The following is a 23,272-nucleotide window of genomic DNA, read 5'->3' on the forward strand; positions in this document are numbered from 1 at the left end:
CATGGACTTCCTCGCGATTCTCAGCAACGCCGCGGGCGAGATCCTCTCCCCCACCACGGCGGCCTTCGCCCTCGCCACGATCGGCCTCAACGTGCACTTCGGCTATGCGGGCCTGCTCAACTTCGGTCAGGCTGCGTTCATGGCCGTGGGCGCCTACGCCTTCGCCATCTTCACGATGCAGGTCGACCCCACCGCAAGCCTCGGCTGGCCGGTGTGGCTGTCGTTCCTGGCCGCCGTCTTCGTCGCGATCCTCGCGGCGGTGGCGTTCGGCCTGCTGCTCGGCATCCCCACGCTGCGGCTGCGCGGCGACTACCTGGCGATCGTGACGATCGCCGCGGCCGAGATCGTCCGCTTCACGATGCGCACCTCCGAGTACTCCACGGTCACCGGCGGCTCGCAGGGGCTTCGCGGGCAGGACTACAAGGGCGACATCGACGCGCTGAACCCGCTCACCGGCAGCACCTACGGCTTCGGCCCGTGGACCGCCACCGCCTACGACACCTGGGTGCGCATCCTCGCCTGGGGCCTCGTGATCGTGGCGCTCATCCTCGTCTGGCTGCTCATGCGCAGCCCGTGGGGCCGCGTCATCAAGGGCATCCGCGAGGACGAGGATGCGGTGCGGTCGCTGGGCAAGAACGTCTACGGCTACAAGATGCAGGCCCTCATCCTCGGCGGTGTCATCGGCGGGCTCGCGGGCATCATGTTCGTGCTGCCCCGAGCGGTGCAGCCCGACAACTTCGCCACCGCCATGACCTTCTACATCTGGACGGCCCTGCTGCTCGGCGGTGCGGCCACCGTGATCGGCCCGCTGCTCGGCTCGATCCTGTTCTGGGTGCTGCTGTCGTTCACCGGCGGTCTGCTCAGCGGGCTGCAGTCGATCGGCGCCTTCGGCGACATGACCGGCACCCAGGCCGGCCAGCTGCGCTTCGTGCTCGTCGGCCTCGCGCTGATAGCGATCGTCGTATTCAGACCGCAAGGCATCCTGGGCAACAAGAAGGAGCTGTCGTTCCATGTCTGAGACCACCACTCCCCCGACGACGCACCCGCTCGTCGACGGCGAGGTCGGCCCCGGCTGCAAGAAGGTCGACCCGATCGTCATCGCCGACGGCGTCGTGCGGCAGTTCGGCGGCCTCACGGCCGTCGACGTCGAGCACGCCGAGATCCCGCGCGGAGCCATCACGGCGCTGATCGGGCCGAACGGCGCGGGCAAGACCACCTTCTTCAACCTGCTCACCGGTTTCGACCGCCCCAACAAGGGCGCCTGGTCGTTCGAGGGCCAGTCGCTCGCGCACGTGCCCAGCCACAAGGTGGCGCGCCGCGGCATGGTGCGCACCTTCCAGCTGACGAAGTCGCTCGGCCGCCTCACGGTGCTGCAGAACATGCTGCTGGGCGCCCGCGACCAGCGCGGGGAGGGCATCTTCGCCGCGCTCGTGCGGCCGCTGTGGAAGGCGCAGGAGGAGGCCAACATCGAGCGGGCGGACAGCCTGCTGGCGCGCTTCAAGCTCGACGCCAAGCGCGAGGACTACGCCGCCTCGCTCTCCGGCGGCCAGCGCAAGCTGCTCGAGATGGCGCGCGCGCTCATGAGCGAGCCGACGCTGGTGATGCTCGACGAGCCGATGGCCGGTGTCAACCCCGCTCTGACCCAGTCGCTGCTCGACCACGTCAAGGGCCTGAAGGACGACGGCATGACCGTGCTCTTCGTCGAGCACGACATGCACATGGTGCGTCACATCTCCGACTGGGTGATCGTGATGGCCGAGGGCCGGATCGTCGCGGAGGGCCCGCCCGAGACCATCATGCAGAACCAGGCCGTCGTCGACGCCTACCTGGGCGCGCACCACGACACCGACCTGGGCACGCTGACCAACCAGCAGGTCGCCCAGATCCACGAGGACGCCGGGGACGAGGTGCCCGTCGACGTCGACGCATCCGCCCGTCAGCAGACGACTACGGATGCGCCGGCTGACCCGGGCGCAGACGCCCACGATGAGGAGGGCAAGCGATGACCGACAGCGCCACGAGCACCCCGGTGCTCGAGACCAAGGAGCTCGTCGCCGGCTACCTGCCCGGCGTCAACATCCTCAACGGCTGCTCGATCGTCGCCAACCAGGGCGACCTGATCGGCATCATCGGCCCGAACGGCGCCGGCAAGTCGACGCTGCTCAAGGCCGTCTTCGGGCAGGTCAACGTGCGCGGCGGCGAGATCCTGCTGCACGGGGAGGACATTTCGGGGCTCAAAGCCGACAAGCTGGTCGGCAAGGGCGTCGGCATGGTGCCGCAGAACAACAACGTGTTCCCCTCGCTCACGATCGAGGAGAACCTCGAGATGGGCCTTTTCCAGCAGCCGAAGATGTTCAAGGAGCGCTTCGAGTTCGTCGGAGCGCTCTTCCCGGAACTCGTCTCGCGCCGCAAGCAGCGCGCCGGCAGCCTCTCCGGCGGCGAGCGGCAGATGGTCGCCATGGGCCGCGCGCTCATGATGGACCCCTCGGTGCTGCTGCTCGACGAGCCCAGTGCCGGGCTCAGCCCGGTGCGCCAGGACGAGACGTTCCTGCGCGTCGCCGAGATCAACAGCCACGGCGTGACCATCGTGATGGTGGAGCAGAACGCCCGACGCTGCCTGCAGATCTCGCACCGCGCGTACGTGCTCGATCACGGCAAGGATGCCTACACGGGCACCGGCCGCGAGATGCTGAACGACCCCAAGGTGATCCAGCTCTACCTCGGCACACTCGCGACCGACGTCGAGGAGAAGGCGAAGACGGCCTCGAACGCGACCGTCGAGCCCAAGGCCGAGTAAGCCGCACCGCCTGATCGCAGCAGCGCCCCGCTCACCGCGAGCGGGGCGCTGCTGCGTGCGGGCTGGCTGGGGAGGGTGCACGAGTGCCCGTGCGGCCTTGGTGGCGTTGTGGCGGTGTTGCCTGCATGGTGCGCGCTCGGCCGCATCTGTCGCTCCAGCGGCCGCTGCGGAGCGTTCCGGACTGCGGGATGCTCCATGAACTGCTCGGCTCATCCCGCGTGCAGACAGCGAAGAGGGCCCTGCCGGAGCAGGGCCCTCTCGCGTGCTGGGTCAGATCACTCGTTGAGCGAGCCGAACTCCGTGCGGACGAAGGTGTACTGGTTGTCGGCACCGTACTGGTAGATGCCGATGTACGCCTCAGTGGGGTCACCCTGATCGGAGAAGGTGATCGGGCCGGAGACACCGTCGTAGTCGATGTCCTCGCCGTCGGCGAGCAGCTGCAGGCAGTCAGCGACGGCCGTGCACTTCGTGCCGCCCTCGGAGACCGACTGCATGTTGTCGCGGATGGTGTCGGAGTCGGGGCTGCCGCCCTGCACCGCGGCGAGCGCCGCGAGCACGACTGCGTCATACGACTCAGGCGCGTACGAGTAGTCCTCCAGCTCGGGGTCGACCTCGAGCAGGCGCTCGCGGAAGGTCTCGTCGGCCGGGTTGCCGGGCAGGGTGCCCATCGCGCCGTCAAGGGTGCCCTCGGGGAAGTTGTACGAGTTCGACAGGTTGCCGTCGACGAAGTACATGCCGGCCGGGTCGAAGCCCTGCGTGACGAGCTCGGGCACGATCTGCGCCGTCTCGGCGAAGGCGAGGATGCCGATCGCGTCGGGGCTGTCGGCCATCACCGCTGCGACCTGGGTGGCGAGGTTCGTGTCACCCGGGTTGTACAGCTCGCTGTGCGTGACCGTGCCGCCGGCTGCCTCGATCGCCGCAGTGGCGTTCTCCTGCAGACCGGTGCCGTACGGGTCGTTGATCGTGATGAAGCCCACCGAGGCGGCGCCGTTGGCGACCATCAGGTTGCCGAGCACGCGGCCCTGCAGCACGTCAGAGGGAGCCGTGCGCCAGTAGTAGCCGTCGTCCTCGTAGTCGGTGAAGTCGGGCGAGGTGTTCGCGGGCGAGATCTGCACGACGCCCGCGTCGATCACCTGGTCGATGAAGGTGAACGAGACACCCGACGATGCGGCGCCGATGATGACGTCTGCGCCGGCGGAGACCAGCGTGCCGACCGACTGCGTGGCGATGTCGGTCTGCGTGTCACCGGAGTCCTGGTGGTCGACCTCGATCGTGTACGGGTAGTCGGCTGCCTCGAGCTCCTGCGCTGCGAGATCGACGGCCGCGAACTCGGGCGGGCCGAGAAAGGCGAGGTTGCCGGTCTGCGGCAGCACGGTGCCCACGTAGAGCGTGTCGTCGGACGCGCCCTCGTCGGGGCCGTTGGAGCCGGACGGTGCGGGGGTGCCGCCGCCTGCACAGGCGGCGAGCAGCAGCACGCCCGCGGTCGCTGCGCCGAGCGCGGCGTACCGGCGGGGGCTGTGCCCCTTGGTGCGAAGGAAGGACTGCATTGTTCTCCTCGGTTGCTGAGTAGCTCGCTGACGCGGGCGTTGTTGCAACAGTAGGCGAGGAACGGGCCGATTTCCGGCGTTCTGCGTTACGTCCTGGTAACGGTCTTGGCGCACGCGAGCCCTATTGGGCTGATCCTGGGCGAGACCTGAGGCCAGCCCCGCTTACGCGGCCGGCGGGATCGGCCGGGGCCTGCGGAAGCGGTGCCGGGCGATGTCGGCGGTGAAGAGCACCAGCGACGCCCAGACGAGGATGAACCCGATCCAGCGCTCGAGCGGCATCGGCTCGAGCATGATGAACGCGCCGAACAGGAAGGTCATGATCGGCGTCAGGTACTGCACGAAGGCGACCCAGGTGAGCGGGATGCGTCGGGTCGCGGCCGCGAATGCGAGCAGCGGGATGGCGGTGACGATGCCGAAGCCCGCGGCGCCCAGGATCCCGGTCGCGCCGTTGGCACCCACGGTCACGCCGTTGACGGCGAAGGCCACGCCGAGCATGACCATCGACGCCGGCAGCGCGGCTGTGGTCTCGATCGTGAATCCCGACAGCGCATCCACCGACCCGCTGACGCGCTTCTTGATCAGGCCGTAGGTGCCGAACGAGAACGCCACCAGCAGCCCGATCCACGGCACCTGGCCGTAGCCGACGATCATCACGCCCACGCCGACCGCGCCAAGGCCCACCGCCACCCACTGCAGGGGCCGCAGCCGCTCGCCGAGGAAGATGACGGCGAACACGACGCTCACGAGCGGGTTGAGGAAGTAGCCGAGGCTGGTCTCGAGCACTTTGTCGCTGAGCACGCCGACGACGAACGCCGTCCAGTTGATGAGCACCGCGTGGCCGGCGATCACGAGCGTCCAGGTGTCGCGGCGGCTGCGCAGCACCGTGCGCATGCGCGGCCAGCCACGCGTCGCGGCGACGAGCGCGAAGGCCACCACGACCGAGGAGATGACTCGCCAGCCGATGAGCTCGAAGCCGTCGATGCCGCGGGTGAGCTGCAGATAGGCGGGCAGGAAGCCCCAGAACAGGTACGCGAACAGCGCGTATCCGAGGCCTGCCTTGGCGTGCTCGCCCATCGTCCCTCCGGGAAGACTGAAGGCGGCGCCCCCGAGGGGGCGCCGCCGAGATGTCAGTGCTGCGTCAGCGGACGACGATGGCGAGCACGTCGCGCGCCGAGAGCACCAGGTACTCGTCGGCGCCGTACTTCACCTCGGTGCCGCCGTACTTCGAGTAGAGCACGCGGTCGCCCACGGAGACGTCCATCGGGACGCGGTTGCCGTTGTCGTCGATGCGACCGGGGCCGACAGCCACGACCTCGCCCTCCTGGGGCTTCTCCTTGGCGGTGTCAGGGATGACGAGACCGCTTGCAGTGGTCGTCTCAGCCTCGACCTGCTGGATGACGATGCGGTCCTCGAGCGGCTTGATGGAAACCGACACGGTTGCCTCTTTCTTCTCAGTCTTTGGGGTCTGCCCGGATGCACCGGACAACAGCCCAAGCCTAGGCGCTCGATTGGCACTCGGTCAACATGAGTGCCAATCGCTCGCGTGCCGCGCACGCCAGGGCGGCGCGGCACGCGCCCGCGGTGCTTCACTGGAGCCATGGATGCCGAAGAGCTGCGCGCGCTGCTGTCCGCCGACGGGCTGGCGCTGCTCGAGCGCGTCGAGGCGGGTCCCGACGGCACCGGGCTCGACGATCGCGACGTCGTGCGCGAGGTGACCCGGCTGCGGGCCGAGGGGCACGACCCCCGGCTGGTCGCCGCCGTCCTCACGCAGGCGAAGCTGCGCCGCAGGGCGCGCGCGAAGTTCGGCGAGTTCGCCACCGAGATGCTCTTCACCGAGGCGGGGCTCGAGCAGGCGACGCGGCTGCGCGTCGCCGCGCACCATGCGGGGCGGATGCGCTCGGCCGGCATGGTCTCGGTGGCCGACCTGGGGTGCGGCATCGGTGCCGACTCGCTCGCCTTCGCCACCCTCGGGCTCGAGGTCACCGCGGTCGAGCGGGACGAGGTGACGGCCGCGATCGCGACGTACAACCTGGCCGCCTGGCACGCATCCGTCGTGCACGGCGACGCCCTCGAGACACCCGTCGACGGGGAGGCGCTCTGGTTCGACCCCGCACGCCGCGACGGGCGCAGGCGGCTGAGCGACCCGGGTGACTGGTCGCCGCCACTCGATCGGGTCTTCGCGCGCGCGGCCGAGCGGCCGGCGGGAGTGAAGCTCGCGCCCGGCATCGACCGCGCGCTGCTGCCCGCGGAGGCCGAGCACCAGTGGGTGACCGATGGGCTGGAGACGGTCGAGGCGGTGGTGTGGACGGGGTCGCTCGCGCGGCAGGGCGTCGCCCGCAGCGCGCTCGTGCTCGGCGACGGCGGTGCGGCGGAGCTCTCCGGCGAGCCCGCACACCCCGAGCCCGGTGAGCTCGCCGAGTGGCTCTACGAGCCGGCCGGTGCGGTGATCAGGGCCGAGCTCATCGGCACGCTCGCCGAGCAGCTGGGTGCGACGAGCATCAGCGACGGCATCGCCTACCTGAGCGGGCCTCGGCAGGCCTCGACGCCGCTCGCGCAGGCGTTCCGGGTGCGCGAGACCCTGCCGCTGGACGAGCGCCGCATCGCGCAGCGGCTGCGGGAGCTCGGCATCGGCGAGCTTGAGATCAAGAAGCGCGGCGCCGACATCGACCCGGCCACCCTGCGCAAGCGGCTGAAGCTCGCCGGCGACGAGCGCGCGACGCTCTTCGCGACGCGCGTCGGCGGGCGGCACCGGGCCATCCTCGCCGATCGGGCGTAGACGCGACGACGCCCCCGCCCAGCACGGCTGGCAGGGGCGTCGACGGTGCCGGAGCGCTAGACGCCGAGTTGTCCGAGGGCCGTGAAGTAGTTGATCCACTGCACCGCGAGCACCGTGAACACCACGAGCGATGCGATCGCTGCCACGATGCCCACGATGGCCGCGATGAGCGGCCATGGCTTCGCCTCGGGGTTCTTCTTCATCGCCACGAAGCCGAGGATCGCGCCGACGATGCCGGGCAGGGTGCCGAAGCCGCTGACGAAGGTGAAGAGCACGCCGAGGCCGGAGAAGATCAGGGCGGCGATCGTGATGCCCCTGAACTTCTTCTCGCCCGGCTGCGCGAAGCCCTGCTGCTGGCCGTACGCGGCCTGCTGGCCGTAGCCGGCGGCCGCCGGATCGCCGTAGGAGGTCTGCTGGCCGTACGCCGGCTGCTGGCCGTAGGCGGCGGGCTGCTGGCCGTAGGCGGCGGGCTGCTGGCCGTAGCCCTGGTCGGCCGGGGCGCTCTGCCCGTACTCCTGCTGGCCGTACTGCTGCTGACCGTAGGAGGGGGCGCTGGTGCCGTAGCCGGGCTGCTGCCCGTAGGCCTGCTGCGCCACGTCGGGCTGCTGACCGTACGGCTGCTGCGACACGTCGGGCTGCTGCCCGTAGGCGGACTGCTGGCCGTACGGGGCCGAGGCGGGCTGCTGGCCGTAGGCGGACTGCTGGCCGTAGGCGGGCGGCTCCTGCGCGGAGGGCTGACCGTAGCCCTGCTGCGCGGCCGGCTGCCCGTGCGGCTGCTGCTGGGCGTAGTCCGGCGCCTCCTGCGGCTGGCCGTAGGACGGCGCCTGCGACTGGCTCTGATCGCCGTATGACGGCGCCGCCGGAGCGGCAGGGGCATCCTGCGACTGGCCGAACGAGGGCGCCTGCTCGGCCTGCTGGCCGAAGTCGGCGGCCGGCGGCGCGCTCGCGGGGTCGCCCGCCTGCGCACCATCTGCCGACGCGGCGCTCGGCTGCTCAGGCTGATCCTGATCGGGTCGACGGAAACGGTCGTCGGCCGGCGGGAACTGGTCGCTCACGGGGATACCTCCTTGCGGCGCGCGGGTGCGCGAGCACCACCGTATCGCGCGGCGCGCAGGCGAAGTCTGGATGAATCGTGCGCGCGAGGTGGACGCCGTCAGACGCCCAGCGAGCCGAACCGCTCGACGATCGTCATGAACGCGCCGATGCCGATGATCGTGCTGGCGACGAGCGCCACGATCGTGACGATGCCGAGCACGATCGCCCAGATCGCCAGCAGCCTGCCGTCGTCACCCGTGCGCTTGATGCGGCCCAGCGCGATGAAGCCCAGCACGATCGCCGCGAGCGAGCCGAGCCCGACGAAGACGGTGGTGCCGAGCGCCGCAGCACCGATCGCGAGCAGAGCCAGCAGATCGGTCCTCGGTCCCGGATGCGTCGGTGCTGTCCACTGCATCGGGTGCGGCTGCGCGGGCATGGCCGCCGGGGCTGTGCCCCATGCGGGCTGCTGCCACGCGGGCTGCTGCCATCCTGCCTGACTCAGGCTCCGCCTCTCCCGACGCTCCGCAACCGATCCTGCCAGCCCGACCTGGGCATGCGCTTCACTCCACGACCTGCACGACGTTCGCCTCGAGCGTGGACTCGGCGGCGAAGCCTGCGGGGCTGGGAGCATCGCCACGCGCGACGAGCATCGCGCCGACCGCAGCGATCATCGCGCCGTTGTCGGTGCAGAGCTCGAGCGGCGGGATGCGCAGGGTCACGCCCGCGGCCTCGCAGCGCTCGATCGCGACGTCGCGCAGCCGAGCGTTGGCGACCACGCCGCCGCCCAGCAGCAGCCGCGGGATGCCGTGCGCCTGGCACGCGTCGAGCGCCTTCGCGATCAGCACGTCGACGACGGCCTCGCGGAAGCTCGCGGCGACGTCGGCGGTCGGCAGCGCCTCCCCGGCGGCCTGGGCGCGCTCGACATGGCGCGCGACCGAGGTCTTCAGGCCCGAGAACGAGAAGTTCCAGCGGTGCTTCTGGCGGTCCTTCGGCGCGGTGAGACCGCGTGGGAAGGCGATCGCGCGCGGGTCGCCGCCGACGGCAGCGGCGTCGATCGAGGGCCCGCCGGGGTAGCTGAGGCCGAGCAGCCGGGCGGTCTTGTCGAAGGCCTCGCCCGCGGCGTCGTCGATCGTCTCGCCCAGCAGCTCGACGTCGCCCGCGAGATCGCGCACGAGGAGCAGCGAGGTGTGGCCGCCGGAGACCAGCAGCGCGATCGTCGGCAGCTCGAGCGGCTCGCCCGAGAGCACGTCCGCCGCGACGTGCCCGACCAGGTGGTTCACACCGTAGAGCGGCAGCTCGCGCGCGGTCGCGAGGCCCTTGGCCGCGCCGATGCCGACCATGAGCGCGCCCGCCAGGCCGGGACCCGCCGTGACGGCCACCGCGTCGATGTCGTCGAGCGTCAGCTGCGCGTCGACGAGCGCCGCGCGGATCGTCGGCTCCATCGCCTCGAGGTGCGCGCGGGCGGCGATCTCGGGCACGACGCCGCCGAAGCGCGCGTGCAGCTCCATCGACGAGGCGATGCGGTTGGCGAGCAGCGCGGTGCCGCGCACGATGCCGACGCCCGTCTCGTCGCAGCTCGTCTCGATGCCCAGCACGACCGGGGCAGCGGATGCGCTCATCGCAGCATCTCCTTCTTCATGACGACGGCGTCGACGTCCTCCGGCTGGTAGTAGCGCGGGCGCACACCGATCTCGCCGAAGCCGACCGACTCGTAGAGCGCGCGCGCGACGGGGTTGTCGGCCCGCACCTCGAGGAAGAGCTCGCGCACGCCCCGCCGCTCGGCCTCGATGAGCAGCTCGGCCAGCAGCGCGCGCCCGATGCCGCGCCCGCGCGCCTCCTCGACGACCGCGATCGTCTGCACGTCGCCCTCCACACCCACCGAGCGCAGCCCCGCGTAGCCGAGCGCCCGGTGCGAGTCCGCGGCGTCGGCCCCCTCGGCGACAGCGCTCTCGGCAGCTGTCCGCTCGCCAGCGAACCCATCCGTGGCGATCTCCTCGGCCACGATGTACCGGCCCCACTCGCTGCCGATCTCGGCCCGCATGGTCTCGGCCTCCCAGGCGCTGGCGCCGAACGACGCCCGCTCGATGGCCATGATGGCGTCGAGGTCGGATGCGGTGGCCGTCCTGATGCGGAACGTCGCGGGGGGTGACTGGTCGGCATGCTGCGTCATCGCGTCCTCGGGTACACCGCTCTCCTGGCCGGGCATCACTGGCTCACCCGCTTCGGGCCGGCGGAGGGCACGGCATCGGCGTCGCGCAGGTACAGCGCCTGCCCCACCTCGGCGGCGCCGCGCGCCACCCCCAGCACGAGAAGGGCGGCGTCCACCGCCGCCGCATCGATGCGCTCGAGCCCCGCGTGCTCGCCGGCGGGCGGCGGCACCTCGTCGGCCGGCGCCAGGTGCGGGCCATCGGCGACCAGCCCGTCGATCACGATGCTCCAGGCGCGCTCCTTGCGCCGCACATCCGTCGTCACCTGAGCGCTGCCGCTCGTCACGCCCGCGTGGCTCGCCACGCCGCGGCAGGGCACGCCCAGCCCGAGCGCGACCGCACGTGCCGCGGCGATGCCGACCCGCAGTCCGGTGAACGCGCCGGGACCCATGCCGGCGACGACCAGCCCGATGCGCTCGCGACGGCCCTCGAGCGCTCGCTCGAGCATGCCGCCCAGGTGCTCGGCGTGGCGCCGGGTGTCGGCGGCGTGCTCGCGGAAGATGACCGCATCGCCGTCGACCACCGCCACGGAGGTGCCGAGCGAGGTGTCGATCGCCAGCACCATGCCCTGCTGCGTCATGCCCTGCTGCGTCATGCCCTGCTGCGTCATGCCCGCTCCTGCCTCTCGTCGTCATCAGCGGCGCGATCAGCCGCGAGGCCGCGCACGCGTCCGGCGGGCCACGCCGGCCCGTGCCCGCTGAGCCGCACCGTGCGGGGCGAGACGTCGCCGTCGCCGTCGTCGTCGTCACCGGCGACGGGCCGCTCGATCTCCACCCGGAGCCACGATTCCAGCGCGTGCTCGAGCGGCGCGCCCCACTCCGCCACCGTGATGGCGCCCTCGAGGTCGAGATCGAGGTCGTCGAGCTCGGCCTCTTCGTCGTCGTCCGTCAGCAGCCGGTACGCGTCGACGTGCTGCAGTGCGGGCCCGGCGGCGGTGCGATGCGTGCGGGCGAGCACGAAGGTGGGGCTCTGCACCGTGCCGCGCGCGCCCAACGCGGCCCCGATGCCACGGGTGAGGGTGGTCTTGCCGGCGCCGAGCGGGCCGATCAGCAGCACGGCGTCGCCCGCGCGCAGCCGCGCGCCGATCGCGAAGCCGAGCGACTCCATCTCGTCGGCGTCGGCGATCGAGCCGGCCAGCTCGACCGCGACACGAGCACCGATCATGCCGGTGAGCTCGGGGGCGGATGCGTGGGCGAGCTCGACCGGGTCGCCCACGCTCGCGAGGCGGTCGCCGATGTCGAGCACGACCTGGTCCATGGCCACCCGCCCGCGGATCGGGTGCGCCTCGCCCGCGAGCACCGCCGGCCGGCCGCTCGCCGAGCGGGTGACGCCGTCGGCGTAGCCGAGGCCGACGAGCGCGAGGGTCGTCTCGCCAGGGGTCACGTACTCGCCGCCGTAGGAGATGCCGAGCCCCGCCTCGGCGCGCTTGACGCCGATCACCTCGCCCAGCAGCCGCTGGGGCTCGCCGTCGAGGCCGAGCTCGAGCACTCGGCGCGGCGCGGTGGCGGCGTCCGCGGTGACGGCGGTGCCGGCATCTGCGGCAGCGGCGCTGCCGCGGCGCGCGGCGGCCATCCTGGTGACCGTCTCGTAGCCGATCGTGCCCGCGGCCGCGGCCCACGCATCCGCACTCGGGTCCCCTGTCGCCGGATCGCCCCACAGCACGCCCTCGCCGGTGAGCGCCGGCTCGATGCGCAGCCGGCACGGGTCGATCGCCACGACGCGAGCAGTCTCCCCGCCGATGCGCACCGGTGCGCCGAGCGCGGGCAGCAGGCCGTCGTCGAGGCCGCAGCTCGCGACGCCGTCGACGAACGCGGCGGTCACCCGCATCGCAGGCACCAGCCCCAGGGAAGCTGCGGCCGCGCCATCGCCACCGGCCGGGCCGTTCGGGTCGATGCCGTACGCGGCCATGCCGATGCGCACCAGGTCGAAGCGGGCCTCGGGCAGCGCCAGCGCGCCCTGCGAGTTCGCGAGGTGCCGCACCTCGAGGCCCAGCGGCGCCGCCTGCTCGAGCGCGGCCGCGAAGTCGGCGACCTGCGCGAGGTCGGCCTCGCGGCTGCTGCCGGCCAGGTGCGACATGGCGCCGCGGATGCGCGCGCCGCCGCGCGCGAGCTCGATCGCGCGGGCGATCGCCCGCGCGCGATCGCCGCGGGCGATGCCGTTGCGGCCCAGGCCCGTGTCGAGCTTCAGGTGGATGGTGGCGCCCGCGGCAGCCGCGGCCTCCAGCTGCGCGATCGACGAGACCGCCACCTGGATCTCGTGCGCGGCGGCGACCCGGAAGTCGGTGCCCGCGCCGTGCAGCCAGGCCAGCAGCGGCGCGTCGATGCCGGCGCGGCGCAGCGCCAGCGCCTCCTGCAGGTCGACGACGCCCAGCATCGCCGCACCGCCGTCGAGCATGGCGGTCGCCGAGCGCAGCGCCCCGTGGCCGTAGCCGTCGGCCTTCACGACGCCGCAGACGGGCACACCGATGATCGCCCGCAGCGCGCGGACGTTCGCGGTGATCGCCGCGCTGTCGACGTCGACGCGCATCAGGACTCCGCGATGACCGTCGCGATGGCGATGCCGGCGTCGTGGCTCATCGACAGGTGCAGGCGCGCGATGCCGAGCGAGGCGGCGCGCTCCGCGGCGGTGCCGCGCAGCTCGAGCGACGGCTTGCCGTCGGCGGCCTGCAGCACGACGTAGTCGACCCAGCGGGTGCCGGCGGTGGTGCCGATCGCCTTCTGCGCTGCCTCCTTCGCGGCGAAGCGGGCAGCGAGCGAGTGGATCGAGCGCGGCTGGCCGTCGGCGGTGAGCTCCTCGGCGTCGAACAGCCGCTCGAGCAGCTTCGGGGTGCGGGTGACGGCGCGCTCGAAGCGCGCCAGGTCGACCACGTCGACGCCCAGGCCCACGATCACGGCGCAGCCCCGACGATCATGACGCGACCGACCGCATCCGCATCACTCGACCGTGACCGACTTCGCCAGGTTGCGCGGCTGGTCGACGTCGAGGCCCTTCGCGGTCGCGAGCTCGAGCGCGAAGATGTGCAGCGGCACGACCTGCAGCACCGGCTCGAGCATCGGCAGCGTCAGCGGCACCCGCAGCACCACGTCGGCGTAGGGCATGACCGCCGCGTCGCCGGCCTCAGCGACCGCGATCACGCGCGCGCCGCGGGCGCGGATCTCCTGGATGTTGCTGATGATCTTCGAGTGCAGCACCGGCTGGTTGCGGGGGCTGGGCACCACGACGAAGACGACCTGGCCGGGCTCGATCAGCGCGATCGGGCCGTGCTTGAGCTCGCCGCCGGCGAAGCCCTCGGCGTGGATGTAGCTGATCTCCTTGAGCTTCAGCGCACCCTCGAGCGCGACCGGGTAGCCGACGTGGCGGCCGAGGAAGAGCACCGCGCGGGTGTCGCTCATCCAGTGCGCCAGCTCGTGCACCGACGCCTGCTCGGCGAGCACCTGGCGCAGCTCGTCCGGCAGCTCCTTGAGCTCGCGCACCACCTCGGCGATGGCTTCGTCGGTCATGGTGCCGCGCACCTTCGCCAGGTGCAGGCCGAACAGCAGCTGGCCGATCACCTGCGCGAGGAACGCCTTGGTGGAGGCGACGGCGACCTCGGGGCCGGCGTGCGTGTAGAGCACCGCCTCCGATTCGCGCGGGATGGTGGCGCCCTGCGTGTTGCAGATCGACAGCGTGCGGGCGCCCTGCGCCTTCGCGTGCTGCACCGCCATCTTCGTGTCCATGGTCTCGCCCGACTGCGAGATGGAGATGACCAGCGTGTGCTCGCCGAGCATCGGGTCGCGGTAGCGGAACTCGTGCGCCAGGTCGACCTCGACCGGCACGCGCGCCCAGGTCTCGATGGCGTACTTGCCGACCAGGCCGGAGTAGTTCGCGGTGCCGCAGGCGACGATGACGATGCGCTGGATGCCCCGCAGCGTCTCCTCGTCGAGCACGCCGAGCTCGCCCAGGTCGACGCCGTCGTCGGTGAGGCGGCCGAGCAGGGTGTTCGCGACGGCCTCGGGGCCCTCCGCGACCTCCTTGGCCATGAACGACGACCAGCCGCCCTTGTCGGCGGCGGACGCATCCCAGCTCACCTCGAAGCGCTTGGGCTCGACCGGGTTGCCGTCGAAGTCGGTGACGGATGCGCCCTCGGCGGTGATGGTGACGATCTGGTCGTTGTCGAGGGCCGCGGCGTCGGGCGTGAACTTCACGAAGGCGCTCACGTCGCTGCCGAGGAAGTGCTCACCCTCGCCGTAGCCCAGCAGCAGCGGCGAGTTGTGGCAGGCGCCGACGACCACGCCGGGCTGCTCGGCGTGCACCGCGAGCAGCGTGAACTGGCCCTCGAGGCGCGCGACCACCTGCTGCATCGCCGTCGTGAGGTCGCCGGTCTCGCGGAAGGCGCGGCCGACGAGCTTGGCGGCGGCCTCCGTGTCGGTCTCGCTCAGGAAGGTCTCGCCGTCGGCCTCGAGCTCCGCGCGCAGCGCGGCGAAGTTCTCGATGATGCCGTTGTGGATGAGCGAGAGCCTGCCGTCGTCGCCCAGGTGCGGGTGGGCGTTCTCGTCGGTCGGGCCGCCGTGCGTCGCCCAGCGGGTGTGCCCGATGCCGGCGCCCTCGTCGGGCAGCGGCGCATCCTCGAGGCTGCTGCGCAGCACGGCCAGCTTGCCGCCCTTCTTGCGCAGCGCGACGCGGTCGCCGTCGAGCACCGAGACACCGGCGCTGTCATAGCCGCGGTACTCGAGCCGACTGAGCCCCTCGAGCAGCACCTCGACGGTGCTGCGCTGCCCGGTGTACCCGACGATTCCACACATGGCGACAATCGTACCGGCGGTAGGCTCGCGCTCGTGTCGCACCCGATCCAGTCGCCGTTCGTCGAGATCGAGCGAGCCGACTGGGCTCGGCTCGCCCCCCGCATGCCGAACCCGCTCACCGAGGACGAGGTGCGGCGACTGCGCGGCCTCGGCGACCGGCTCGAGCTGCGCGAGGTGGCGGAGGTCTACCTGCCGCTCTCGCGCCTGGTGAGCCTGTACCAGGAGTCCGCCGCCCGTCTGCACCGGGAGACGCACGCCTACCTGGGCACGGCCGCGCATCCGACCCCCTTCGTCATCGGCGTCGCCGGCAGCGTCGCGGTGGGCAAGTCGACCACCGCGCGGCTGCTCGAGGAGCTGCTGCGCCGCTGGGAGGGCTCGCCCCGGGTCGAGCTGCTCACCACCGACGGCTTCCTGCACCCCAACCGGGTGCTCGAGGAGCGCGGGCTGATGGAGCGCAAGGGCTTCCCCGAGTCGTACGACCGGCGGGCGCTGCTGGGCTTCGTCTCGCGGGTGAAGGCCGGCGAGGCCGAGGTGCGGGCACCGGTCTACTCGCACCTGACCTACGACATCGTGCCCGGCGAGGAGGTCGTGGTGCGCCGGCCCGACATCCTCATCGTCGAGGGCCTCAACGTGCTGCAGCCGCCGCCCGCCGGCTCGCACCTCGCCGTGAGCGACCTGTTCGACTTCTCGATCTACGTGGATGCGCGCACGAGCGCGATCCGCGAGTGGTACATCGACCGGTTCTGGGCGCTGAAGCAGAGCGCCTTCCAGGACCCGCAGTCGTACTTCCACCGCTTCGCGGACATGACGCGCACGCAGGCGCGGATGTATTCGGAGGACGTGTGGGACTCGATCAACGGCCCCAACCTGGTCGAGCACATCCTGCCCACCCGGCCGCGCGCCGACCTGGTGCTGCGGAAGGCCGACGACCACACCATCCGCTCGGTGCTGCTGCGCAAGCTCTGAGGCTCAGGGACTCGGGATGCCCTCGACGATCGCCGGCCCCCTCGTGGGCCGCGGCCGCCGCACCTGGCCGAACCGCACGAGCAGCACCCCGGCGATGATCGCCGCGGCGCCCACCCACTGCATGCCGGTGGGCAGGATGGCCAGCAGCAGCGCCGTCCAGAGGATGCCGAACATCGGCTCCGAGTAGCCGACGAAGCTCGCGAGCGTGGCGCCCAGCCGGCGCGCGCCCAGGATGCCCAGCACGTAGGAGAGCGAGGTCGCGAGCAGGATGAGCATGCCCATGGCCAGCCACCACGGCATCGTCGAGCCCGCGAGCACGACGGGCGCGGCGGTCGCGACGAAGGGCAGCAGGCCGGTCGCCGAGGCGAGGCCGAGGACGACGGCGCCGACGATCAGCCCGAGGCCCGCGAGCGCGACCGGCGGCAGCTCGGAGTCGGCCTTCGACGCCGAGGCCCAGTAGCCCGCGTTGCCGACGGCCGCGCCGAGCGCGAGCAGCACGCCCACAGGATGCAGCGCCTCGCCGCCGATCCCCGAGATCAGGCCGAGGCCGAGCAGCGCGACCGCGGCGCCGGCGAACGTCAGCCCCGCGGGCGCGCGACGCGTCCTGGCCCAGCTGTAGAACACCAGCAGCACCGGCCCGAGGAACTCGATCAGCAGGGCGAGCGAGGGGTCGATGTAGGCGACGGCGCTGAAGAACGCGAGCTGGCACACCGCGACGGCGAGCACGCCGAGCACCACCACCTCCCGCCACGACCGCAGCACCGCATCCCATCTGCCTCGCAGCATCCAGAGGGTCGGCACCAGCAGCACGAGCGCGCCGCCGGCGATGCGCACGAGCGTGACCGCGCCGGCGCTCCAGCCGCCATCGAGCAGCGCAGACGCGAAGATGCCCGAGAGCGCGAAGGAGGCAGCGCTCGCGAGCGCGAGGGCGAGCCCGACCGGGCGACGAGATGGCATGACCACCAGCTTGCAGTTCAAGGGCTACGATCGTGCTCACCACGACGGGGCACGGGTGTCACGACCGTGGGCCCTGACAGTCGTGAGCCTAGAGGAACGCACCGTGCCGCTGCACCACCCGCAAGAGCTCATGCACACGCTCGATTTCATTGCCGAGCTCTGCAACCGGCATCGCGAGGGCGCCCTCGAGACGGCGTCGCAGCTTCGCCGGCTGTGCTCGGAGTGGTCGTTCCCGGGCGCCAGCGGTGCCACGAAGGCGGATGCGGAGGGCACGTGGGCGCAGCTGCCAACGATCGAGGCGCTCTGGGATGCCGATCGGGACGAGGCCGCCAGGATGGCGAATGCGATCTTCGACGCGAACGAGGCGCGGCCGAGGCTCGTGCGGCACGGACCCTTCGACTGGCACCTGCACGGCGTGCCACCCGGCGCGCCGCTGCACAGTGCCGTCGCGGTGCACGCCGCGATGGCCTTCGTCGACCTCGTGCGCACCGACGACACCTCCCGCTGCAAGCGCTGCGGCGACGGGCGGTGCGAGCGGATGTTCTTCGACCAGTCGCGCAACCGCTCCCGGCGCTTCTGCTCGACCACCTGCCAGTCGCGCACCAACGTCGCCGCGTTCCGGGCGCGCCACACGGCGCACCTCGGCTAGCCCGTCGCTATGCCGAGACGCTCAGCTCGGCGCGCACCAGGTCGGCGAGCTCGTCGGCGATCGACTGCGCGCGGTGCTGCTCGTTCGCCTCGACCATGACGCGCACGATCTTCTCGGTGCCCGAGGGGCGCAGCAGCACGCGGCCCTGCTCCCCCAGCTCGGTCTCCGCCTTCGAGACGGCGTCGGCGATCTGCTGATTGCCGCGCAGGCCCAGCCGGTCGACGCCGGTGACGTTGATGAGCACCTGCGGGTAGACCTGCATCACGCCGGCGAGCTCCTGCAGCGAACGGCCGGTGCGCGCCATCTCCGCGGCGATCTGCAGCCCGGTGAGGATGCCGTCGCCGGTGGTGGCGTGCGCCGAGAAGATGATGTGGCCCGACTGCTCGCCGCCGAGCGAGAGGCCGTACTCGCCGAGCGCCTCCAGCACGTAGCGGTCGCCGACGGCGGTCTGCACGAGCGCGATGCCGTGCTCGTCCATCGCGACCTTCAGGCCGAGGTTCGACATGACGGTCGCCACGAGCGTGTTGTCGGTGAGCAGCCCGCGGCGCTTGGCCGACAGCGCCAGCAGCGCCATGATCTGGTCGCCGTCGACGACGTTGCCTGCCGCATCGATCGCGAGGCAGCGATCGGCGTCGCCGTCGTGGGCGATGCCCAGGTCGGCGCCCGATGCGACCACCAGCTCGCGCAGCTGCTCGAGGTGGGTCGAGCCGACCTCGCGGTTGATGTTGATGCCGTCGGGGTCGTTGCCCATCACGGTCACCGTCGCGCCGGCGTCGGCGAACGCCTGCGGGCTGACGCCGGCGGCCGCGCCGTGCGCGCAGTCGAGCGCGACGTGGAGGCCCTTGAGGCTCACGTCGAGCGTGCCCAGCAGGTGCACGAGGTAGCGGTCCTCGGCGTCGGCGAAGCGGCGCACGGTGCCCACCTCCGCGCCGATGGGGCGCAGCGGGGCGCCGCCGAGCGCGGTCTCGATCTCGTCCTCGACCGCGTCGGGCAGCTTGCGTCCACCGGTGGCGAAGAACTTGATGCCGTTGTCCGGCGCCGGATTGTGCGACGCCGAGACCATCACGCCGAAGTCGGCGCCGATGCTGGCCACCAGGTAGGCGGCAGCCGGCGTCGGGATGACGCCGGCGTCGAGCACGTCGATGCCGCTGGAGGCCAGGCCTGCCGAGACGGCCGCGACGATGAACTCACCCGAGACGCGGGGGTCGCGCGCGACGACTGCGACAGGGCGCCGCCCCTCCTGCCGGGCATGTCGCCCGAGCACGAGTGCGGCGCCCTGTGCAAGCGCCAGCGCCGATTCTGCCGTGATGTCGAGCCCCGCGAGGCCTCGAACTCCATCCGTGCCGAACAGGCGCGACATGGATCAGCGCTTCGAGTACTGCGGCGCCTTGCGGGCCTTCTTGAGACCGGCCTTCTTGCGCTCGATGACGCGAGCGTCACGCGAGAGGAAGCCGGCCTTCTTGAGCTCCGGACGGTTGTTCTCGACGTCGATCTCGTTCAGCGCACGAGCGATGCCGAGGCGCAGCGCGCCGGCCTGGCCCGAGGGGCCGCCGCCCGAGATGCGGGCGATCACGTCGTAGCTGCCCGCGAGCTCGAGGAGCGTGAACGGGTCGTTGATCAGCTGCTGGTGCAGCTTGTTCGGGAAGTAGTCCTCGAGCGTGCGGCCGTTCACGGTGTACGAGCCGGAGCCGGGGATCAGTCGCACGCGGGCGATTGCCTGCTTGCGACGGCCGACGGCCTGGCCGCCGATGTTGACGACGCGAGGAGCCTTGGGAGCCTCAGCTGCCGGCGTCTCGGTCGAGAAGCTCTCAGGAGCCTCGATGGAGTCTGCGATCTTCGCCATGTCTGGTGTCTCCTCGCGCCCTACTGGGCGACCTGGTCGAACGTGTAGGGGGTGGGCTGCTGCGCCGCGTGGGGGTGCTCGGGGCCTGCGTAGACCTTGAGCTTCTTGATCTGGGCGCGGCCGAGCGAGTTCTTCGGCAGCATGCCGCGGATGGCCTTCTCGACGGTGCGGACCGGGTAGCGGTCGAGCATCTCCTCGTAGCCGACCGCGCGGAGGCCGCCCGGGTAGCCGGAGTGGCTGTAGGCGACCTTCTTGGCCAGCTTCTGGCCTGTCAGGGCGACCTTCTCCGCGTTGACGACGATGACGAAGTCACCCATGTCCATGTGCGGGGCGAAGGTCGGCTTGTGCTTGCCGCGGAGCATGGCGGCTGCGTGGCTGGCCAGACGGCCCAGCACCACGTCGGTGGCGTCGATGACGATCCAGTTGTGCTGGACGTCCGCCGCCTTGGGCGAATACGTGCGAGTCATTGATGCCTCACTGATCGAATGGATGGTCGTGAATCCCACTCCGAGGTGTTCCGGCAGCGATGCTGCGGGAACGATCCGGTGGAGGGCTCATTCGGGAGCGCACAGGCTGTGCGCACCAAGGATCGAGCATAGTCGCCCGATCCCCCGTCGGTCAACCTCAGCGGTCGATCGCCGGGTCGTACTCCTCGTCCTCCTCGTGCCAGACGACGTCGACGACCTGCTCGCTCGTGGTCGACGGCTCGGCGCCGTCCTCGAGCGGCTCGCCCTCGACGGGCTCGTCCACCTCGATGGCGAGGTCTGCGAGCGGGTCGGTGTCAGGGGCGGATGCGGTGTGCGAGTCGGGTACGACCACACGGTCCTCCGCGGCCACGGACGGCACCGCGGCCGGCGCGCTCGACGCCGTGGAGGCATCCGCCACCGCATCGTCGGGGCCGGCGGCCGCCTCGGAGCCCGCAGCGCTCCAGGTGCGCGGGTCCGCGGCGTCGGCGACGTGCATGAGCGACTGCACCTCTGCCATGAAGCCGTTCAGCTGGGTCTGCTGGTAGCGCAGCGAGCGGGTGCGGTCCTCGGCGTCGCGCAGCACGTCCTTCGTGTGCTTCGTGACCGTGTCGACGATCGACTGCGAACGCTGCCGGGCCTCATCGAGCATCGAGGACGCTCGGGCCTTCGCGCTCGCCTCGATCTGCGCGGCCTGCGCCTTCGAGAGCTGCTCGTAGGCCTCCGACTGCTCGGCCACGTGCTTGGCGTGCGCGAGCGCGGAGGCGACCTTGTCGTTGGCGTCGCTCGTGATGCGCTCGGCGTGGGCGACGGCCTGGCTGTGCAGGCGCAGGAACTCCTGCTGGGCGTCGTCCTGGCGGCGAGTGATGGCGGCGTCGAGTTCGACCCTGCGCGCCTTGGCTTCTCGCACGATGCGGTCTGCATCGAGCTTCAGGTCGTCGGTCTCTCGCTGCGCCTGAGCGCGCATCGCCGCGGCGGCACGCTCGGCCTCGCCCAGCAGCACCTGCGCCTCACGGTCGGCCTGCGACACCTTCTCGCCGAGTGATCCGAGCTCTGTCTCGATGCGCGCACGGTGCGCGGTCTGCTCGGTCTCGCTGCGGCGGCGCGCGAGTTCGGCCTCGTGCTGCGCCTCCTGCAGCACCCGGGCTGCCTCTTCCTGGGCTTCCTTGCGGATGCGGTCGCGCTCGGCATTCGCGTCGTCGAGGATGCGCTCGGCCGAGGTCGAGGCGTTGGTGACGAGCGTCGAGGCCTGATCCTCGGCGACGCGGAGGATCTCGGCGAAGCGCACGCGCGTCTGCCGGCCCTCCTCGCCGTCGCCCTCGGGGGTGGTGTCGTCGGCGCCCTCCTCGTCGAGCGTCTGCACCTGCTGCGCCAGGCGCAGCATGCGGGCCTCCGCCTGATCGGCGCGCGCGATGGCGGCGTCGAGGTCCTCGCTCAGGTGCTGCACGCGCGCCTCGGTCGCGAGTGCGGCGGTCTCGCCCTGGCCGCGCAGCTCATCGAGCTCGCCGCGCAGCGATGCCATCGCAGCATCGACCTGCTCGCGGTCGTAGCCCCGGAAGACCTGATCGAACGCCTGCTGCTGCTCCGCCATGCCGTGCCTCTCGACTCCCGCCGAACGCCTCGGCAACCGTGCTCCAGTCTAAGCCGCGCGCGAACAGCCGGCGAGCCCGATCAGATACCTGAGATCATGGTGGGACATGACTCCCAGCGGCATCATCTTCGACCTCGACGGCACCCTCACCGACTCCAAGCCGGGGCTCCTCGCGAGCCTGCGGCACATGCACGTGTCGGTCGGATGGCAGGTGCCCGGCGAGGCCGAGCTGCTCGAATGGCTCGGGCCGCCGCTCGTGACCGTGCTCGGCGAGGCGGGCCGGACGCCCGCCGAGATCGAGGCGGCGCTGCTCGCCTTTCGCGCCCGCCAGGCTGCCGGCGGTCTGGTCGACTCGACGCTCTACCCGGGCGTCGAGGGGCTGATCGCCTCCCTCGACGACGCGGGCCGGCCGCTCGCGGTGGCCACCCACAAGCTGCAGCCGGATGCCGAGACCGTCATCGACCACTACGCGCTGCGCCACCGCTTCCGCGGGGTGCACGGCCGCGTCGACGGCGAGGTCGGCCACTCGAAGGCGAGCGTGATCGCGCGCGCTGTCGGCTCCATCGGCCTGCCCGCCGCCGAGCTGGTGATGGTCGGCGACCGCGTCAACGACATCGCTTCGGCGCACGAGCTGGGCATGCGCTCGATCGGGGTCGCCTACGGCTACGGCGGCCGCGCCGAGCTCGAGGCCGCCGGCGCGACCCGCATCGTCGAGTCGGTCGACGAGCTGGCGCTGGTGCTCGCGGCCTGACTCCGCCGGCTCGCGCGAAGCGCCGGAGAGCGCTCAGGCGTCCAGGTCGGATGCGCTGCGCCGTGCCCTGGCGCGCTCGGCCTGCTGTGCGAGCAGGTCGTCGGGCGGGTAGCCGACCGCGACCAGCGTCAGCCCGTGCGCGGGCATGAGGCCGGTGAGCGGAGAGCGGCTGCGCTCGTCGAGCAGCGCGGCCGCCTGGGCGAGCCCGAGCCTGCCCTCCCCCACCCGCACACATGCGGCCACGAGCGCGCGCACCATGGAGTGGCAGAACGCATCCGCCGTCAGTGCCGCGGTGAGCAGCGCGCCCTCCCGCTGCCACGTGAACGCGCGCAGCTCGCGGATCGTCGTCCCGCCCTCGCGCGGCTTGCAGAAGGCGGCGAAGTCGCGCAGCCCCACCAGTGCCTCCGCGGTGCGCTGCATCGCGTCGACATCGAGCGGCTGCGGCACGTGCGCGGCGGTGTGCCGCTCGAGCGGGTCGGCCGCTGCGCTCGCCATGATGCGGTAGCGGTACGAGCGCGAGACGGCCGAGAAGCGTGCGTCGAAGCCCGCGGGCGCGGGCGAGACGGCGCGCACCACGAGATCACCCCCGCGCGCGGCCAGGCGCGACAGGCGCAGCGCCAGCCGCTGCGCGGCGTCGGGGTCGCCGGGCACCAGTGCGTCGGGCACGTCGGCGTGCGCGACCTGCCCGCTCGCATGCACGCCCGCATCCGTCCTGCCCGCGACAGCCACGCGCACCGGCTCCCGCGCGATGGTCGTCAGCGCCCGCTCGAGCTCGCCCTGACAGGTGCGCAGACCCGGCTGCGCGGCCCAGCCTGCGAAGCCGCCGCCGTCGTACGCGAGGTCGAGGCGGATGCGCGGCATGCCGTCAGCCTACGTGCGCTGCAGCGCTCTGCCGGCCCACGGGATGC

At 71.9% G+C, this 23,272-nt stretch carries 24 protein-coding genes; 7 read left to right on the forward strand and 17 right to left on the reverse strand.

Annotation, left to right across the window (positions count from 1 at the left end):
- Position 1 precedes the first annotated feature (1 nt).
- The 3 genes from BM288_RS03190 to BM288_RS03200 are packed head-to-tail and all read left to right on the forward strand — an operon-like array spanning position 2 to position 2,797.
- Positions 2-1,018, forward strand: coding sequence for a branched-chain amino acid ABC transporter permease (locus tag BM288_RS03190; RefSeq protein WP_092915752.1), 1,017 nt, complete (start codon positions 2-4; stop codon positions 1,016-1,018).
- Complete coding sequence (locus tag BM288_RS03195) at positions 1,011-2,006, forward strand: ABC transporter ATP-binding protein (RefSeq protein WP_092915754.1); 996 nt, start codon at positions 1,011-1,013, stop codon at positions 2,004-2,006. The genes BM288_RS03190 and BM288_RS03195 overlap by 8 nt, the downstream gene beginning before the upstream one ends.
- Complete coding sequence (locus BM288_RS03200; RefSeq protein ID WP_092915756.1) at positions 2,003-2,797, forward strand: ABC transporter ATP-binding protein; 795 nt, start codon at positions 2,003-2,005, stop codon at positions 2,795-2,797. The genes BM288_RS03195 and BM288_RS03200 overlap by 4 nt, the downstream gene beginning before the upstream one ends.
- Before the next feature lie 275 nt (positions 2,798-3,072).
- Here BM288_RS03200 and BM288_RS03205 read toward each other — a convergent pair whose 3' ends face one another.
- From BM288_RS03205 to groES, 3 genes are all read right to left on the reverse strand, one after another.
- Positions 3,073-4,344: an ABC transporter substrate-binding protein gene (locus BM288_RS03205; RefSeq protein WP_092915758.1), complete on the reverse strand. Its 1,272-nt coding sequence runs from the start codon at positions 4,342-4,344 to the stop codon at positions 3,073-3,075.
- Positions 4,345-4,506: 162 nt separating this feature from the next.
- Positions 4,507-5,418, reverse strand: coding sequence for an EamA family transporter RarD (rarD, locus tag BM288_RS03210; protein ID WP_092915760.1), 912 nt, complete (start codon positions 5,416-5,418; stop codon positions 4,507-4,509).
- A 64-nt stretch (positions 5,419-5,482) separates the two neighbouring features.
- Positions 5,483-5,779 (reverse strand): co-chaperone GroES, encoded by a 297-nt coding sequence (gene groES / locus BM288_RS03215; protein WP_092915762.1) that lies wholly within the window; start codon positions 5,777-5,779, stop codon positions 5,483-5,485.
- A 162-nt stretch (positions 5,780-5,941) separates the two neighbouring features.
- Between groES and BM288_RS03220 the strand changes: the two genes are divergently transcribed.
- Complete coding sequence (locus BM288_RS03220) at positions 5,942-7,120, forward strand: class I SAM-dependent methyltransferase (protein ID WP_092915764.1); 1,179 nt, start codon at positions 5,942-5,944, stop codon at positions 7,118-7,120.
- Between the two features lie 56 nt (positions 7,121-7,176).
- On the opposite strand, the gene BM288_RS03225 is transcribed toward BM288_RS03220, so the two are convergent.
- The 8 genes from BM288_RS03225 to glmS all read right to left on the reverse strand — a co-directional run bounded on the left by BM288_RS03225 (position 7,177) and on the right by glmS (position 15,143).
- Positions 7,177-8,175, reverse strand: a complete 999-nt coding sequence (locus BM288_RS03225; RefSeq protein ID WP_092915766.1) for a DUF4190 domain-containing protein — start codon at positions 8,173-8,175, stop codon at positions 7,177-7,179.
- Between the two features lie 98 nt (positions 8,176-8,273).
- Positions 8,274-8,570, reverse strand: coding sequence for a DUF4190 domain-containing protein (locus BM288_RS14395; RefSeq protein ID WP_177220230.1), 297 nt, complete (start codon positions 8,568-8,570; stop codon positions 8,274-8,276).
- A 145-nt stretch (positions 8,571-8,715) separates the two neighbouring features.
- The gene (gene tsaD / locus BM288_RS03235; RefSeq protein WP_092915770.1) at positions 8,716-9,774 is read right to left on the reverse strand and encodes a tRNA (adenosine(37)-N6)-threonylcarbamoyltransferase complex transferase subunit TsaD; all 1,059 of its coding nucleotides are present in this window, start codon (positions 9,772-9,774) and stop codon (positions 8,716-8,718) included.
- Positions 9,771-10,361: a ribosomal protein S18-alanine N-acetyltransferase gene (rimI, locus tag BM288_RS03240; protein ID WP_318255304.1), complete on the reverse strand. Its 591-nt coding sequence runs from the start codon at positions 10,359-10,361 to the stop codon at positions 9,771-9,773. The genes tsaD and rimI overlap by 4 nt, the downstream gene beginning before the upstream one ends.
- Positions 10,361-10,972 (reverse strand): tRNA (adenosine(37)-N6)-threonylcarbamoyltransferase complex dimerization subunit type 1 TsaB, encoded by a 612-nt coding sequence (gene tsaB, locus BM288_RS03245; protein WP_318255305.1) that lies wholly within the window; start codon positions 10,970-10,972, stop codon positions 10,361-10,363. The genes rimI and tsaB overlap by 1 nt, the downstream gene beginning before the upstream one ends.
- On the reverse strand, positions 10,969-12,888 hold the full coding sequence (gene tsaE, locus BM288_RS14555) for a tRNA (adenosine(37)-N6)-threonylcarbamoyltransferase complex ATPase subunit type 1 TsaE (protein WP_092915772.1): 1,920 nt from the start codon (positions 12,886-12,888) through the stop codon (positions 10,969-10,971). Before tsaE ends, tsaB begins: the two co-directional genes overlap by 4 nt.
- Complete coding sequence (locus BM288_RS03255) at positions 12,888-13,253, reverse strand: holo-ACP synthase (RefSeq protein ID WP_092915774.1); 366 nt, start codon at positions 13,251-13,253, stop codon at positions 12,888-12,890. The genes tsaE and BM288_RS03255 overlap by 1 nt, the downstream gene beginning before the upstream one ends.
- 42 nt (positions 13,254-13,295) lie before the next feature.
- Positions 13,296-15,143, reverse strand: a complete 1,848-nt coding sequence (glmS, locus tag BM288_RS03260) for a glutamine--fructose-6-phosphate transaminase (isomerizing) (RefSeq protein WP_092915776.1) — start codon at positions 15,141-15,143, stop codon at positions 13,296-13,298.
- A gap of 33 nt (positions 15,144-15,176) precedes the next feature.
- Between glmS and coaA the strand changes: the two genes are divergently transcribed.
- Positions 15,177-16,109 carry a type I pantothenate kinase gene (gene coaA, locus BM288_RS03265; RefSeq protein WP_092915778.1) on the forward strand — a complete coding sequence of 311 codons (933 nt, stop codon included), beginning with the start codon at positions 15,177-15,179 and terminating at the stop codon, positions 16,107-16,109.
- A gap of 3 nt (positions 16,110-16,112) precedes the next feature.
- Here coaA and BM288_RS03270 read toward each other — a convergent pair whose 3' ends face one another.
- Positions 16,113-17,066, reverse strand: coding sequence for an EamA family transporter (locus BM288_RS03270; protein WP_092915780.1), 954 nt, complete (start codon positions 17,064-17,066; stop codon positions 16,113-16,115).
- Positions 17,067-17,169: 103 nt separating this feature from the next.
- Between BM288_RS03270 and BM288_RS03275 the strand changes: the two genes are divergently transcribed.
- On the forward strand, positions 17,170-17,715 hold the full coding sequence (locus tag BM288_RS03275) for a CGNR zinc finger domain-containing protein (RefSeq protein ID WP_177220231.1): 546 nt from the start codon (positions 17,170-17,172) through the stop codon (positions 17,713-17,715).
- Between the two features lie 7 nt (positions 17,716-17,722).
- Here the strand turns inward: BM288_RS03275 and glmM are convergent, their stop codons facing one another.
- From glmM to BM288_RS03295, 4 genes are all read right to left on the reverse strand, one after another.
- A complete protein-coding gene (glmM, locus tag BM288_RS03280; RefSeq protein ID WP_092915784.1) occupies positions 17,723-19,075 on the reverse strand; it encodes a phosphoglucosamine mutase in 1,353 nt (450 codons plus the stop codon).
- 3 nt (positions 19,076-19,078) lie between these two features.
- Positions 19,079-19,558: a 30S ribosomal protein S9 gene (gene rpsI / locus BM288_RS03285; RefSeq protein WP_092915786.1), complete on the reverse strand. Its 480-nt coding sequence runs from the start codon at positions 19,556-19,558 to the stop codon at positions 19,079-19,081.
- Between the two features lie 20 nt (positions 19,559-19,578).
- Positions 19,579-20,025: a 50S ribosomal protein L13 gene (gene rplM, locus BM288_RS03290; protein WP_092915788.1), complete on the reverse strand. Its 447-nt coding sequence runs from the start codon at positions 20,023-20,025 to the stop codon at positions 19,579-19,581.
- Positions 20,026-20,182: 157 nt separating this feature from the next.
- The gene (locus BM288_RS03295; protein WP_092915790.1) at positions 20,183-21,613 is read right to left on the reverse strand and encodes a DivIVA domain-containing protein; all 1,431 of its coding nucleotides are present in this window, start codon (positions 21,611-21,613) and stop codon (positions 20,183-20,185) included.
- A 106-nt stretch (positions 21,614-21,719) separates the two neighbouring features.
- Here BM288_RS03295 and BM288_RS03300 point away from each other — a divergent pair, with 106 nt between their 5' ends.
- A complete protein-coding gene (locus BM288_RS03300) occupies positions 21,720-22,364 on the forward strand; it encodes an HAD hydrolase-like protein (RefSeq protein ID WP_092915792.1) in 645 nt (214 codons plus the stop codon).
- A 33-nt stretch (positions 22,365-22,397) separates the two neighbouring features.
- Here BM288_RS03300 and truA read toward each other — a convergent pair whose 3' ends face one another.
- A complete protein-coding gene (truA, locus tag BM288_RS03305; RefSeq protein WP_092915794.1) occupies positions 22,398-23,225 on the reverse strand; it encodes a tRNA pseudouridine(38-40) synthase TruA in 828 nt (275 codons plus the stop codon).
- Between the last annotated feature and the right edge of the window lie 47 nt (positions 23,226-23,272).

Origin of the sequence: Agrococcus baldri, assembly GCA_900114805.1 — a bacterium.
In the GTDB taxonomy this organism is placed as follows: Bacteria; Actinomycetota; Actinomycetes; order Actinomycetales; family Microbacteriaceae; genus Agrococcus; species Agrococcus baldri.

Excerpts from the sequence above, each read along its gene's own strand:
- tsaD (WP_092915770.1), bottom strand. The coding sequence starts at position 9,774 with ATGAGCGCATCCGCTGCCCCGGTCGTGCTGGGCATCGAGACGAGCTGC.
- BM288_RS03205 (WP_092915758.1), bottom strand. The coding sequence starts at position 4,344 with ATGCAGTCCTTCCTTCGCACCAAGGGGCACAGCCCCCGCCGGTACGCC.
- rarD (WP_092915760.1), bottom strand. The coding sequence starts at position 5,418 with ATGGGCGAGCACGCCAAGGCAGGCCTCGGATACGCGCTGTTCGCGTAC.
- truA (WP_092915794.1), bottom strand. The coding sequence starts at position 23,225 with ATGCCGCGCATCCGCCTCGACCTCGCGTACGACGGCGGCGGCTTCGCA.
- rplM (WP_092915788.1), bottom strand. The coding sequence starts at position 20,025 with ATGACTCGCACGTATTCGCCCAAGGCGGCGGACGTCCAGCACAACTGG.
- tsaB (WP_318255305.1), bottom strand. The coding sequence starts at position 10,972 with ATGACGCAGCAGGGCATGACGCAGCAGGGCATGACGCAGCAGGGCATG.
- BM288_RS03195 (WP_092915754.1), top strand. The coding sequence starts at position 1,011 with ATGTCTGAGACCACCACTCCCCCGACGACGCACCCGCTCGTCGACGGC.
- BM288_RS14395 (WP_177220230.1), bottom strand. The coding sequence starts at position 8,570 with ATGCAGTGGACAGCACCGACGCATCCGGGACCGAGGACCGATCTGCTG.
- glmM (WP_092915784.1), bottom strand. The coding sequence starts at position 19,075 with ATGTCGCGCCTGTTCGGCACGGATGGAGTTCGAGGCCTCGCGGGGCTC.
- BM288_RS03190 (WP_092915752.1), top strand. The coding sequence starts at position 2 with ATGGACTTCCTCGCGATTCTCAGCAACGCCGCGGGCGAGATCCTCTCC.
- BM288_RS03270 (WP_092915780.1), bottom strand. The coding sequence starts at position 17,066 with ATGCCATCTCGTCGCCCGGTCGGGCTCGCCCTCGCGCTCGCGAGCGCT.
- BM288_RS03300 (WP_092915792.1), top strand. The coding sequence starts at position 21,720 with ATGACTCCCAGCGGCATCATCTTCGACCTCGACGGCACCCTCACCGAC.
- rimI (WP_318255304.1), bottom strand. The coding sequence starts at position 10,361 with ATGCCCGGCCAGGAGAGCGGTGTACCCGAGGACGCGATGACGCAGCAT.
- glmS (WP_092915776.1), bottom strand. The coding sequence starts at position 15,143 with ATGTGTGGAATCGTCGGGTACACCGGGCAGCGCAGCACCGTCGAGGTG.
- tsaE (WP_092915772.1), bottom strand. The coding sequence starts at position 12,888 with ATGCGCGTCGACGTCGACAGCGCGGCGATCACCGCGAACGTCCGCGCG.
- BM288_RS03200 (WP_092915756.1), top strand. The coding sequence starts at position 2,003 with ATGACCGACAGCGCCACGAGCACCCCGGTGCTCGAGACCAAGGAGCTC.
- rpsI (WP_092915786.1), bottom strand. The coding sequence starts at position 19,558 with ATGGCGAAGATCGCAGACTCCATCGAGGCTCCTGAGAGCTTCTCGACC.
- BM288_RS03295 (WP_092915790.1), bottom strand. The coding sequence starts at position 21,613 with ATGGCGGAGCAGCAGCAGGCGTTCGATCAGGTCTTCCGGGGCTACGAC.
- BM288_RS03220 (WP_092915764.1), top strand. The coding sequence starts at position 5,942 with ATGGATGCCGAAGAGCTGCGCGCGCTGCTGTCCGCCGACGGGCTGGCG.